The organism is Mesorhizobium sp. WSM4823, assembly GCF_055811195.1.
Window position 1 is genome coordinate 86,141 of sequence record NZ_JBVVQL010000005.1, and the last position, 13,963, is coordinate 100,103.

At 62.2% G+C, this 13,963-nt stretch carries 10 protein-coding genes; 7 read left to right on the top strand and 3 right to left on the bottom strand.

Annotation, left to right across the window (positions count from 1 at the left end):
- Nucleotides 1–4 precede the first annotated feature (4 nt).
- Nucleotides 5–2,134 (bottom strand): hydantoinase/oxoprolinase family protein, encoded by a 2,130-nt coding sequence (locus AC0L26_RS15245; RefSeq protein ID WP_473633544.1) that lies wholly within the window; start codon nt 2,132–2,134, stop codon nt 5–7.
- Between the two features lie 157 nt (nt 2,135–2,291).
- Here AC0L26_RS15245 and AC0L26_RS15250 point away from each other — a divergent pair, with 157 nt between their 5' ends.
- The 7 genes from AC0L26_RS15250 (at nt 2,292) to AC0L26_RS15280 (ending at nt 11,244) form a co-directional block, all read left to right on the top strand.
- On the top strand, nt 2,292–3,074 hold the full coding sequence (locus tag AC0L26_RS15250; protein WP_473633279.1) for a helix-turn-helix transcriptional regulator: 783 nt from the start codon (nt 2,292–2,294) through the stop codon (nt 3,072–3,074).
- Nucleotides 3,075–3,425: 351 nt separating this feature from the next.
- Entirely contained in the window at nt 3,426–4,820 is a 1,395-nt protein-coding gene (locus AC0L26_RS15255) for an aminotransferase (RefSeq protein ID WP_473633280.1), read from the top strand.
- Between the two features lie 85 nt (nt 4,821–4,905).
- Nucleotides 4,906–6,399 (top strand): aldehyde dehydrogenase, encoded by a 1,494-nt coding sequence (locus AC0L26_RS15260; protein ID WP_473633281.1) that lies wholly within the window; start codon nt 4,906–4,908, stop codon nt 6,397–6,399.
- Entirely contained in the window at nt 6,384–8,039 is a 1,656-nt protein-coding gene (locus tag AC0L26_RS15265; protein ID WP_473633282.1) for a class I adenylate-forming enzyme family protein, read from the top strand. Before AC0L26_RS15260 ends, AC0L26_RS15265 begins: the two co-directional genes overlap by 16 nt.
- Before the next feature lie 10 nt (nt 8,040–8,049).
- On the top strand, nt 8,050–9,645 hold the full coding sequence (locus tag AC0L26_RS15270) for a phytoene desaturase family protein (protein ID WP_473633283.1): 1,596 nt from the start codon (nt 8,050–8,052) through the stop codon (nt 9,643–9,645).
- Nucleotides 9,646–9,649: 4 nt separating this feature from the next.
- Entirely contained in the window at nt 9,650–10,513 is an 864-nt protein-coding gene (locus AC0L26_RS15275; protein ID WP_473633284.1) for an amidohydrolase family protein, read from the top strand.
- Between the two features lie 152 nt (nt 10,514–10,665).
- A complete protein-coding gene (locus AC0L26_RS15280) occupies nt 10,666–11,244 on the top strand; it encodes a TetR family transcriptional regulator C-terminal domain-containing protein (RefSeq protein ID WP_473633285.1) in 579 nt (192 codons plus the stop codon).
- 28 nt (nt 11,245–11,272) lie between these two features.
- Here AC0L26_RS15280 and AC0L26_RS15285 read toward each other — a convergent pair whose 3' ends face one another.
- Both AC0L26_RS15285 and AC0L26_RS15290 read right to left on the bottom strand, forming a co-directional pair.
- Nucleotides 11,273–12,310, bottom strand: coding sequence for a histone deacetylase family protein (locus AC0L26_RS15285; protein WP_473633286.1), 1,038 nt, complete (start codon nt 12,308–12,310; stop codon nt 11,273–11,275).
- Nucleotides 12,307–13,776 carry an amidase gene (locus AC0L26_RS15290; protein WP_473633287.1) on the bottom strand — a complete coding sequence of 490 codons (1,470 nt, stop codon included), beginning with the start codon at nt 13,774–13,776 and terminating at the stop codon, nt 12,307–12,309. Before AC0L26_RS15290 ends, AC0L26_RS15285 begins: the two co-directional genes overlap by 4 nt.
- Between the last annotated feature and the right edge of the window lie 187 nt (nt 13,777–13,963).

Sequence of the window (13,963 nt, forward strand, 5' to 3'; positions counted from 1 at the left end):
CCTCTCAAGCGTGGGTGTAGTGCAGCAGCGTCCATTCATCGACAAAGACGCGGTCTTGCGGATGAACGACCAGCGTGGTGGCGGGATGTTCGATTATAGCCGGGCCGATCACTTCATGGCCTGGCTGCAGAAGGTCCATCTCGAAGAGATCGGCCTTGTGCCAGCGCCCGCCAATATAGGCCTCGCGCACGCCCTTGTGAGCGGATGCCGGATTGGAGGCACCGAGCGGCCGCTTGAGCAATACCGGCTTGACCTTATCGGCGGTGGCGATCAGCCCGAGTTCGGTGATGGTGAACCCGGCCTCGCCATAACGCGACACACGGTGATTGACCTTGGCGTAGACCGCCTCGAACTCGTCGAGGACCTTGCGCATATCATCAGCCGAGTTGACTTCGGCGAGCGGCGCCATGACCTCGACGTCCTCGAGCTGGCCGGTGTAGCGCATCATCAGGAACGGCACGGTCCTGATCTTTTCGCGGGCATGGCCGTCGGCGATCATTTCGTCGACCGCTGCCTTGGTCAGATCGTTCCAGACCGCGGTGACCTTGACGCCGAAGCTGGCAAGCGACGCCTCGTCGGCGCGCGACGGGATGTCGTGCTGCGTCGACACGGAATGCCGACGCATGAAATCGGCGGTGGTGCAGCCGAAGGCCGAGAAGGCGGCGGCGAACTGGAAGGTGATGATGTCCTTGAAACCGATGCCCCTGGAGCAGCCGGCAAGATGCAGCGGACCGGAGCCGCCATAGGACAGCAGTGTGAACTCCGACGGGTGGATGCCTTGCCCGGAGATGACGCGGCGCAGCGCGTTGTTGGCATCGGACTCCAGCATGTCAATCATGCCTTCGGCGGCCTCCTCCAGCCCGACCCCCAATATGTCGGAGCATTTCTGCTGGAAGGCGCGGCGGGCCTTTTCGACCTGCAGCACGACCTTGCCGCCAAGGAAGTAATGCGGGTTCAGGCGACCGAGGATGGCATCGCAGTCGGCGATGGTCGGCTCGGTGCCGCCGCGATCGAAGCAGATCGGGCCGGGGTCGGAGCCGGCGCTTTCCGGCCCAAGGCTGATCTTCTTGGTCAGCGGATCGACCTTGAGGATCATGCCGGCGCCGGCGCCGATAGTGTCGAGATGCAGCGTCGGCACGTTGAGCTTGAAACGGTCCATCAACGGCTCGTTCTCGATCCGCGTCTGGCCGCGCGTGATGACGCCCATGTCGAAGGAGGTGCCGCCCATATCCGAACAGATCAGCGAATCGTTGCCGATCAGCTTGCCGACATAGGCAGCACCGAGGATGCCGCCGATCGGGCCGGAGATCATGGTTTCATGCAGGCGCGGATGGTTGATCGAGGTCAGGCCACCGAAGGAGAGCAGCGTCTGGACGCCATATTTGAAGCCGTACTTCTTCGAGACGTCCTCGATCCCCTTGAGCTGCTTGCGGCCGCGCGAGGTCGCGTAGGCCTCGATCAGCACCGAATTCAGCCGTGACTGTTCGCGAATGACCGGGCGGACCTCGTGGCTGGTGTAGACGATGATGTCGGCGCCGGCCTTCTCGACCTCCTCGCGGCAGATATCGGCGATGCGTTTCTCATGCACCGGATTGACGTGCGAGAAGATGGTCATGATGCAGATCGCTTCGACCTTGTCGGCGATCAGCTTCTTGGCGGCGGCGGAAACCTCATGCTCGTAGAGCGGCAACACGATGTCGCCAAACTGGTCGATGCGCTCCGTGACACCGTGGGTGCGGCGGCGCGGCACCAGCGGATCGGGATGATGATGGGTGACCGCGTGCAGCCGGTCGGCATAGGAATAGTCGGCCCAGGCCTGCAGCCCGCGCCCCATCAGGATCATATCCTCGAGGCCCTTGGTGGTGATCAGCCCGAGCCGGCGGCCGGTGCGCGACAACAGCGTGTTGAGCATTCCGGTGCCGGAATAGAGCACGACATTAACGCCGGAAAACAGCGATTCCAGCGATATACCCCAGGCGTCTGCCGCGTCCTCGGCCGAGGCCAGAAAACCCTCGGCTTCGTTCTTCGGAGTGGTTGCCGACTTGCCGATCTTGAAGTGGCCGTCCTGATCGACAAGGATCGTGTCGGTCATGGTGCCTCCGGCGTCGATACCGATGACGATCGGATTGCCAATGATTGGTGGGTTGCCAACAATGGGGGTGAGGTTGGGTTGAGTCACGGTCGCCTCGGGATCTGGTCTAAGTTGACGCTAGGCTAGATTCGACGGGCGGCATCGCGCCATATGCCTAAAGACACAATGACGGCTGGACTGACATCGCCGAGAAAAGGGCATGCGCATGGGCAATATCTGGGCGCCGCTCGCCAAAGCGATCGCCGCCACAGGCACGGACAGGCATGTCGACTGCCTGATCGACCTGATCGGCGCGGACATCGAGCACGACCTCGTCACCGTGACGCGCTACTCGGCGACCCAGACGCCGGAATTCGTCAAGCACCGACGCTTCTCGGACGAGATGGTCCAGCGCTACCTCACCAGCTATTATGTCTTCGATCCGTTCTATGCCTCATGGCGGCGCGAGCGACGGCTGGGCATCATGCCGCTAAAGCGGCTTGCCGACGACGAGGCCAAGCGCGGCCAATACATTGCCGGCTTCCTGGCGCAGTCGGAAATCTGCGACGAAGTCGGCATCATGCTGGCGGATGGCGGCGACTGGTGCCTCGGTATCTTCCTCGACCGCTCGAAGATGTCATTCAAGGACAGCGAGATCGCCCTGCTGGATGAGCGGCTACCGGTGTTCGAGGCGTTGCACGCACTGGACATCAAGGCGCGCGGGGCCGAGTTCTCCCGCACGTCGGCGCCGACAGGCCCCGGTGCCTCGCCGCGGCAGGAGCCGACGATCCCGGCAAGCCTGTGGCCCGAGCTGTCGCTGCGAGAGCGGGAACTTGTCCAGCTGATCCTGGCCGGTCACCCGACGGCGAACATCGCCGAGCGTCTCGGCATCACCGTCGGTACGGTCAAAAACCATCGCCGGCGCATCTACGAAAAGCTCGACATCACCACCGAGCGGGAACTGTTTTTGCAGTTCTTCCAGCATCGGGAATCCGCGAACTGACATACTGGCTCGGAGCGTAGAAGGCGAGTTGAACGCTTCGATGAAGGCGTTGTCAGCCGGCTTGCCGGGACGGCGGATAACGCCCTTGGTATAGGCTCAAAGGTCAAGATCGCGGAGACGAATTCGCTGTCCAGCCATCGCCAGCGGCGCGCACCGCGAGCAGGATGCCGATACCACGCTCGGCTCCGTTGTGAGCTGACCCAGTAGACCAACGGCCTGGCTATGTGAACCGCCTGGCAAAAAATTGATTGTCCAGTCAATCAATTCGTTGACTTCCCGATAGCCCTCAGCTTATCAGGAGCAGTTGTCGGCCGAAGTGCAGGGACAGGGCTGCGGAGCCCTGGAGGTTTTATGAATAAGGTACCTGGTTCGCAATGGAATGCCGGCGAAGCCGAAGACGCCGCCCGACTGCATCTGCTGTCGCCGGCCGAAGCCATGGAAAAACTCGGACAATCCTCACGCCCGGTCATCGCCTCCGGCGAGGGAATCTATGTGATGGATACGAAAGGGCGCCGGATGATCGACGGGCCCGGCGGCATGTGGTGCACACAGATCGGCTACAACCGTCACGAGATCGCCGACGCGATTGCGCAGCAGGCGCTCCGGCTGGCTTACAACTCGCCCTGGTACACGACGAATTCGCGGGCAGCCGAACTGGCGGCGCGGATCGCTGCGCTGACGCCTGGCGATCTCAATCGCGTTTTTTTTACCACCGGCGGATCGACCGCGGTCGATTCCGCGCTGCGCTTCGTCGAATTTTACAACAATGTGCTCGGGCGAGCGGAAAAAAAGCACATCATCGTGCGGCGCGAGGGTTACCACGGCAGCACAGCCTTGACCGCAGCCTGCTCGGGCCGCGCCGGCAACTGGCCGAATTTCGACATCGTCTCGGACCGGATCTCGTTCATTTCGAGCCCCAACATCCGCTTCGCCGGCGGCAAGGACGAAGCCCGGTTTCTGGACTGGTTGGTGGACGAATTCCGGCAGGAGATAGCACGCGTCGGCGCCGACAAGGTGGCGGTGTTCCTGGCCGAGCCATTGCTGGCATCGGGCGGTGTCATCATTCCGCCGAAGGGCTATCACGCCCGCTTCAAGACGGTCTGCGAGGAGCACGATATCGTCTACATCTCCGACGAGGTGGTGACCGGTTTCGGCCGTTGCGGCGAGTGGTTCGCGTCCGAAAAGGTCTTCGGGGTCGTGCCCGACATCATCACCTTCGCCAAAGGCGTCACATCAGGCTATGTGCCGCTTGGCGGCTTTGCCATCTCCGAGAGCCTGCTGGAAAGGGTCAGTGGAGACAACGCCAAGGGCAGCCACTATTCGAACGGCTATACCTACACCGGCCACCCCGTGAGCTGCGCCGCGGCGCTCGCCAACATCGACGTGATCGAAAAGGATGGTCTTCTGGACCATGTGCGAGAGATCTCCGCTTATTTCGCAGCGGGTCTCCACAGCCTTGCCGACCTTCCTCTTGTCGCGGATGTCCGGTCGTCCGGACTGGTCGGCTGCGTCGAATGCCTGATCGACAGCTCGTCGCCGCATGTCACCGATTTCGACAAGAGGATCGGCGCGCGCATCGATGCCCATTGCGCTGAACTCGGGCTGATTGTGCGACCGCTCGGCAATATGTGCGTGTTGTCCCCCCCGCTGATCATCACCAAGGAGCAGATCGACGACATGATCGCCGCTCTGCACGAAGGCATCGTGCGCACTGCCGGCGAGGTAGAAAAAGGCGAACTTGTATAGAGGTTGCCGGCTTAATTTCTGATTGACCAGTCAATCGAAAAAGTAAAGTATCTCGTTCGACGGGAACGATGCCAAGGAGACGATCATGAACATTGAACTCAAACCGGACTGGCATCAGCGCGCCGAGCAGGCGCATCTGCCGAGCAAGGCCTTTATCGGCGGCGCCTATGTCGATGCCGTCTCGGGCGAAACTTTTGATTGCATCTATCCGGGCAATGGCAGGATCATCGCGAAAGTCGCCGCCTGCGGCGAGGCCGATGTCGACGCTGCCGTCATCTCGGCCCGCAAAGCCTTTGAATCCGGCGCGTGGTCTCGTGCCGCCCCCGCCGAACGCAAGAAAGTGCTGCTGCGTTTTTCCGAGTTGCTGTTGCAGAATCGCGACGAGCTCGGCCTCCTGGAGACCTTGAACGTCGGCAAGCCGATCGCCAACAGCACCAACGGCGACATTCCGAGCGCCGCGAACTGCATCGCCTGGTACGCGGAGGCCATCGATAAGGTCTACGGCGAAGTTGCCGTGACGGCCGACGATGTGACGACGATCGTCGTGCGTGAGCCGGTCGGTGTCGTGGCCGCCGTGGTGCCGTGGAACTATCCGCTTTCGATGGCCGCCTGGAAGCTCGGGCCGGCACTTGCGACAGGCAATTCCGTTATCCTGAAGCCGGCCGAACAGTCGCCGTTCACCGCCCTGCGCATCGCGCAGCTTGCCGTCGATGCCGGCTTACCGGCCGGGGTGCTGAATGTGGTGCCGGGGCTCGGCCACGTCGCCGGCAAGGCGCTCGGGCTTCACATGGATGTCGACTGCGTCGGCTTCACCGGCTCCACCGAGGTTGGCCGCTATTTCATGCAGTATTCCGGCCAGTCGAACATCAAGCGCATCGGGCTGGAGCTCGGCGGAAAGTCACCACAAGTGGTGCTGGCCGACTGCGAAGACCTCGATGGCGCGGCGCGCTCCGTCGCCGCCGGCATCTTCGCCAATTCCGGCCAGGTCTGCAACGCGGGCTCACGCCTGATCGTCGAGGACAGGATCAAGGACAGATTCCTCGAAAAGGTGCTCCAGCAGGCAGCGGCGCTGACGCCGGCCGATCCTCTGGATGCCTCGACGAAACTCGGCTCGATCGTTACCGAGGAACAGCTGTCGCGCGTCATGGGCTATATCGAGGACGGCGTCGCCGGTGGCGCCAGGATCGTGGCCGGCGGCAATCGCGTGCGCCAGGACAGCGGTGGGTACTTCGTCGAGCCGACGGTCTTCGACGGTGTATCCAACCAGATGAAGATCGCACGCGAGGAGATTTTCGGCCCGGTGCTCGCCACCATCACGGTTCGCGACTTCGACGAGGCGATGACGGTCGCGAACGACACGATCTATGGGCTCGCCGCCGGGGTATGGACGAACGATGTCAAGAAGGCGCACCGGGCAGCCAAGGTCATCAAGGCCGGCGTCGTATGGGTCAATTGTTTCGACCGCGGGCTGATGTCGGTGCCGTTCGGCGGGTTCAAGCAATCGGGTTTCGGCCGTGACAAGTCGATCCATGCGATGGAGAAGTATACGGACCTCAAGGCGATGTGGTTCGCCCACTGATGGGCCGGCTGGACGTTCTTGCGGAGACGGTTCCCGATGTCGCCGAGCGACGGCGGCATATCGAGGCCGAGCCGCTGCCGGTCAATATCGGCGCCTTGATCGACGAGGCGGCCGAGGCAGCCGGTGATCGGCTTCTATGGAATTTCTTCGAGACAGGCCAGACCATCACCTACGCTGAGATGCGGCGTGTGGTGAACGGGCTTGCGTCGCGTTTCGTCGCGCTTGGCATCACCAAGGGCACACATGTCGCCGTCATGTTGCCGAACATCCCCGAGATGCCGTTGACATGGCTGGCGCTGGGGCGGATCGGCGCGGTGATGGTGCCTGTCAATGTCAGCTATCGCGAGCGCGAGCTCGCCCATGTCGTCCACGATGCCGACGCTTCCTTCGTCATCGCTCACGGCCAATGCATGGCGACGATCGAGTCCTGCCGCCGGGAGGGACTGATCGGCATTCCACGCGAACGCACGATCGTGGTGCAAGGCGATGCCGCCGGCACCATTGCTTGGTCCGAACTCGCTTCGCAGCCGACCGAGGCGTTCGAGGCGCCGGAGCCGGTCGACCATGACGATCTCCTCAACATCCAGTACACGTCCGGCACCACCGGTTTTCCCAAGGGCTGCATGCTCACCCAGCGCTACTGGATCAGCAGCGGCAAGGTGAACGCCTTTCGCGACGGCCGCCGCTACAAGCGCATCCTGGCCTCGACACCGTTCTTCTACATGGATCCGCAATGGCTTTTGCTGATGACGCTCTATCAGCGCGGCACGCTGTTCGTCGCCGCCCGCCAAAGCACCAGCCGCTTCATGGAATGGGTGCGCACCCACCGTATCAATTTTTGCCTGCTGCCCTGGGTGCTGCACAGCCAGCCGGCACATCCCGACGACACACGCAACGAGGTCGTCCGCGCCAACGTCTATGGCGTGCCGCGTGAACTGCATGCCGGCCTGGAGCAGCGCTACGATCTGAACGCGCGCGAGGCTTTCGGCATGACCGAGATCGGTCCGGCCATGTTCATGCCGATCGAACGCTCCGACATGGTCGGCTCCGGCTCCTGCGGCATTCCCTGCCCCTTCCGCGAGTGCAAGGTGGCCGACGAGGAAGGCCGCACGTTGCCGTCAGGCGAGGTCGGCGAGTTGCTCGTGCGCGGACCGGGCATCATGCTCGGTTACTACAAGAATCCGGAGGCGACGGCATCCGCTTTTTCCGACGGCTGGTTTCGCACCGGCGATCTCTTCCGGATCGATGAAAACGGCTTCCACACCATCGTCGGCCGGAAAAAGGACATGATACGGCGCAGCGCCGAAAACATCGCCGCTCGCGAAGTCGAATCGGTACTCAACGCCGTGCCGGCGGTGGCCGAAGCAGCCGTTATCGGCGTCCCGGACCCGCTGCGCGGAGAAGAGGTCAAGGCCTACATCAAGCTGAAGGACGATGCCGTTGCCGGCGCCGAAACGCTGGCGGCCATCATCGAGGCTGCAAAGCGGCAGTTGGCGCCTTTCAAGGTGCCACGCTTCTACGCCTTCCGTGACGAGTTCCCACGCACCGTCTCGCTGAAAATCGCCAAGCAGCTGTTGGTGAAAGAAGCCGAGGACTTGCGCGCCGGAAGCTTCGACCGCGTCGAAAATCGCTGGTTATAAGGGTAAGACGATGGCGACAGCTTTCGACGCGATCATTGTCGGCGCCGGCCACAACGGCCTGGTGTGCGGCGCCTATCTGGCACGGGCCGGCGTCAAGGTCTGCGTACTGGAACGACGCAAGCTTGTAGGCGGGGCCGCGGTGACCGAAGAAGTCTGGCCCGGCTACAAGGTCTCGACCGCCTCCTACATCATGGGCCTCATGCAGCCCAAGGTCATTTTGGACCTCGAGTTGCAGAAGCACGGCTTCGAGGTTCTGGAACCCCCGCCTACGGTGTTTCCGCTCGCCGACGGTCGGACCTTCACAATGTGGGGGTCGCCGGAGAAGTTTTGCGCCGAAATCGCCAAGTTCTCCAGCAAGGACGCCGAAGCCTATCCGGCCTATCGCGAATTTCTGCTCGGCGTGGCGCCATTTCTCAAGCAGCTTCTGTTCGAGACGCCGGTCAATCCTGGCGGCAAGACTCCCAGGGATCTGGCGAAGCTGATCGGCTTCGCCTGGCGCTTCCGCAAGATCGGCTCGAAATTCTATGACATCTACGATCTGCTGACGCTCAGCGCCCACGACATGCTGAGCCGCTGGTTCGAATCCGACGTCGTCAAGCTGGTGCTGGGCTTCTTCGCGGGCGGTGGCGGCGGCAATTCCAGCCTGCGCTCGCCCGGCTCGGCTTACATGCTGGTGCGCTCGGTGGTGCGCGATCAGTCGACGCCCGCAGGACCGTCCGGTTTCATCAAGGGCGGCATGGGTGAAATCTCCAACTCGATCCGCCGATCCGGCGAGGCGCATGGCATGACCGTGCGCACCGACGCCGAGGTAAAGCAAATCCTCGTCAGGAACGGCGTCGCGCATGGTGTCCAGCTGATGTCCGGTGAGACGATCGAAACCCGCATCGTTGTCGCCAACGCCAATGCCAAGACCACCTTCCTCAAACTGCTGTCGCCGGACCAGCTTCCGCCAGCGTTCGTCAAGGAAATCGAGAATTTCCGGTCGCAATCGACCGTCTTCCGCATCAACCTGGCGCTGGACGGACTGCCGAGCTTTCCCCGCCTGACGGCAAGGGAGCTTGGTTTCGACTACCCCGTCCAGCTGACCATCGGCGACAGCGTCGATTACATGGATATGGCGCACGACGATGCCCGCTACGGCAGGATCGCCGAGCGACCGTTCCTGATCGTCAAAACCCCGAGTGTGGTCGATCCGTCGCTCGCGCCGCCGGGTCATCACGTCATGAACATCTTCGGCGGGCATGCTCCCTATGCGCTGCGTGAAGGTGACTGGGACAGCCGCGGCGAAGACTTATACGAAAGCGCCATGCGGGTGCTGCGTTTGCATTCGCCGGACCTGGAGAAGCGGATCGTGCATCGCCAGATCCTGACGCCTCTCGATCTCGAACGTATTTTCGACCTGCCGAACGGCCATGTCCATCATGGCGAGATCAGCACCGATCAGATATTCTTCAAGCGCCCCGCCGCGCACTATGCCAACTACCGCACGCCCATCGCCAAACTCTATCAGTGCGGTGCCTCCACCCATCCAGGCGGCGGCGTCACCGGCGTACCCGGTCACAATGCGGCGCGTGTCATCCTGTCCGAACGACGGCATTGGACGTAGGACCATGTGGATCGATTTCTCAAGCCGGCCGCCATCCCCCGGATTCAGCGCCACCGCGCCGCATCTGCAAAACTATCGCCGCGTCTATGCAGCCAGCGAGAAGGACTCGGCCCGCTCCGATGCGGCACGCGATCTGCAAAGCTATCTCGAAACATACGAGAGGCTCGGCGCAAGCCATGTCGTGCTCAAGGCGAGAGATGTGGAGACGACTTTCGGCTTCAAGATATCCAACGAGACCGTTGCCGCGTTCTGTGCCGCGAACGGTCCTCGCTACATCGGCTTTGCCGGCGTCGATCCGCACAAAGGCAAGTCGGCGGTCGCGGATCTGGAGCGCGCCGTGCGCGAACTCGGCCTGCGCGGGCTCAACCTGCAATGTTTCGAGCTGAAGCTCTGTCCCAACGACCGGCTGCTCTACCCGCTTTACGAGAAAGCCGTCGAACTGGGGATCCCCGTCAACATTCATTGCGGGATCAATTTTTCGACAGCGACGCCGATGCGGTTTGGCAAGCCGGAATATCTCGACGAGGTTATGATCGACTTTCCCGGGATGAAAGTCTGCGCGTCGCCGCCAGGCTGGCCCTGGGTCAACGAGTTGATCGGCGTTGCCTGGCGTCATCCGAATTTATGGATAGGGCTGCTCGCGGTGCGGCCGTCGCTGTTGGCGAAGGCCCATTCCGGCTATGAGCCGCTTTTGCAATACGGCCGAACCTTGCTTCAGGACAGGATCATCTTCGGCACCGCTTTTCCGATGTTGGCGCCCGAACGCGCGCTCGGCGAGTTAGAAGCGTTGCCGATCGAAGCGGCAGTGCGTCGCAAATGGCTGCATGACAACGCAGCGTGCTTTCTAGGGCTGGGTGAGGTCCAATAATTGGTGGGTGACGAAGCCTTGTGCCGGCTTTGCCGAAACTGCTATCCAGATTCAACAATTCTCGGTTGAAGCCGCGCGACATTATGAATCAGACCGCAGCAAAAGCTGAAAAACGGACCAACGCGAGGCGCACCCCGACGCGCGAGGATCAAGTGCTCGAACGTCGTCGTTCGTTGCTGGAGGCAGCCCTCACCGTCATTGCACGCAAAGGCCTGGCCGGCTTCACCATGAACGACATCGCCAGGGAGGCCGGGTGCAGCTATGGCGTCGTGTCCTTTCACTTCAAATCGAAGGAAGGCATCACACTGGCCGCCCTCGATCATGTGGTCGAGGAATATGACCGCAATCTGAACCGGCCGGAATTCGATTCGCCGGTGGCGCGTCTGCTAGGCATGATCGCGCTCGATTTCGACACTGAGATGTCGAACCCGGGACACATAGCCGTCTTCACCGCCTTCTGGGCGGAATCGGTGCGCAATCCGGAGTATCAGCGGCGCTGCGCCGAGTTGAAAGCGCGCTACGATGCCGTCGTGAAGGCCGATATCACCGCGCTTGCCGAGCGCCGAGGTCTGGATCTCGACGCCGCCATGGTGGCGCGCAGCCTAAACGCTATGATCGACGGCCTGTGGATTTCCGGGCAGGTTTTCGGAACGAGCGGCCCCGCGGCGCGGGAGATGGCCAAGCAGGCCTGTCTGTTCTATCTAAAGACGATCTTTCCCGACGATTTCTGATCGTCCTGGCCCGCACCCTCCAGCCGCATCAGCCGGAGAAACCATCCTCGAAGCCGCTCAGCGTGTTGACGACATTGATGCCGAGATCTTCCACCGCATAGCCGCCCTCCATGATGAACACGGTCGGCACGCCAAGACGGGCGATGGCGCGGCCGATCTTCGAGAAATCGTCGCTCTGCAGTTTGAATTTCGAGATCGGATCGCCGTCGAACGTATCGACGCCGAGCGAGACGACGAGCGCTTCGGCGCCGAACCTTGCAATGCGCGACAGCGATGCGTCGAGTGCATCGCCGTAGAGATCGAACCGGGTTCCCCAAGGCAAGGGCAAATTGAGATTGAAGCTGAGCCCGGTCCCCTGCCCTGTCTCGTCGGCATATCCCATATAGTATGGGTACTCCAGCGTCGGATCGGCATGGATGGAGACCGTCAAGATGTCCTCGCGGCCATAGAAGATGTCCTGCGTGCCGTTGCCGTGGTGATAGTCCACATCCAGCACCGCGACCCTGGCGGCGCCGTGGTCGCGAAAGGCCTGCGCCGCAACCGCAGCATTGTTGATGAAACAGTAGCCGCCGAAATAGTCGCGGCCCGCATGGTGTCCTGGCGGGCGGCAGAGCGCGAAAGCGGTGCGGTCTCGCCCCGCCGCCAGGGCCTGGGCCGTTAGCGCGACGTTGGCAGATGCCGATACGGCCCGCCACGTGCCTTCCATGATCGGGCTGCTCATGTCGATGCAGAAACGGCCGAGTTCCGCGCCGATCCGCTGCGTCTTCAGACGGTGCGAGCGCGGTGGCGGCCAGGCATTCGGAAAGGCATCGATTGGCCCGTTCTCGGCTGACCACCGGTCCCAGAAGGCCGACAGAAACGCGACCAGCGCCTCGTCGTGGACCTTGACCAGCGGCCCCGTTCCGAAGTCCTGCGGCTCGATCGTTTGGTCGCCGAAGACCTGCCTGACCCGTGCCCGGACGAGTTCGGCGCGGCGCGGCATCTCGAAGCTCGGCACGCGCTTGCCACGGATGAATTCCGCCTCGGCATCCTGAAGCGCGTGTAGCGGAGAATATACGGTTTTCATGCAGGGGTGGTTTCCGATGGCAGGGGCTGTTTGGTTGCGACCGCAGGCCGGTCGCGCACCCTGGTGTACCATCCGCCAAGCGCCTCCTCATAGGCCAGACCGGCGGTGAAGACCGCTTCGTCGCCGTAGGTCGGGCCGACGATCTGGATGCCGGTCGGCACGCCAGTCGACGCCCGCCCGGATGGGACGCTCAGCACCGGACAGCGGCTAAGCATGTTGAACGGATAGGTCATCGGCCAGCCGATGGATGGGTGCACGTCCCTGCCGTTTATCGTCACCTTGTCTTTCGACGGATCGTGATCGGCGGCGACGGCGGGAACCGCCAGCGTCGGGCAGATGAACACATTGTGGCTTTCGAGTATCGGCCCCAGCGACGCATACATGTCGCCTGCCGTGTACATCGACTTGAGGAAATCCTGGCAGGTGTTTTCGCGCGCACCTTCGGCAAAATTGCGGGCATATCCGGTCAGAAGCTCGCCCCTAGTGTCGTCGAGGTATTCCGCAAGCCACGAACCGAAGATGGTCCTGAGATGGCTCATCGCGGCGCGTTCGCTCTCCTTGGTCCAGCCAAGATCGACTTCCTCGACAGTGGCGCCGAGCGAGCGGAAAACGTCGAGTGCTGCAAGAGTGTTGCGCCTGACTTCCTCGTCCACCTCGAAATAACCAAGATCCAGCGAATAGGCGATCTTCCAGCCCCGGATGCCGTCGCGGTCGGGAACCATCGTGAGCTTGGGCCGCAGCGACGCTATATCAAGCGGATCAGGCCCACACATGACGTTTTGCATAAGCAGGCAGTCCTCGACGGAGCGGGCCATCGGGCCCGGATGATTGTACGGGTCGAGGTTGAAGGGCGCGGACGACGGGTTGCGTCCATAGGGCGGCTTGTAGCCGACGACACCGCAGGCAGAAGCCGGAATACGGATCGACCCGCCAATGTCCGAGCCGTTGGCGAGCGTCGTCAACCCGGCGGCAAGCGCGGCGCCCGACCCGCCGGAGGAACCGCCCGGCGTATAGTCGAGGTTCCAGGGATTGCGGGTCACTCCCCAGAGCCGCGAGTGGGTGACGCCCTCGCAGGAAAATTCCGGCGTCGTGGTGCGGCTGTGGACGACAGCCCCGGCGTCGAGCAGACGTTGCACGACCGTGCTGGTGGTCTGGGCGACATTGTCCTTGTAGATCAACGAACCGTATGTCGTGACCTTGCCGGCGATGTTGCTTTCATCCTTTATCGCCGTGGCGATGCCTTCCAGCGGCCGCGGGCGGCCGTCGGTCATAGCGTACCGGCGCTCCGCGTCCCTTGCAGCATCGAGCGTCTCCTCGGCGTAGACGAAACTTGTTGCGTTGATGGTGCCGCTTGTCTCCTGGATACGTTGCAGCTGCGCCTCGACGATCTCGACCGGCGACAGGGTGCGATCATGAAACCGACGCAGCGCCTCGCTGGCCGTCAAATAGCAAAGCTCAAGCGTCATCCAGCCATGTCCCCTTCGGTCAGCCCATGTAGCCTGGAAGAGCATATCAACAAATCATGATTGATTGGTCAATCAGAAATCATTGACAAGCTTTTGATGGCTGGCTAGCGTTGGGCCGACAATGGACATCGCCGCCTTTCGGGAGCGGCATTGCCACAAGCGTCGGTCGAAAGAGCCTGTGTTTCGG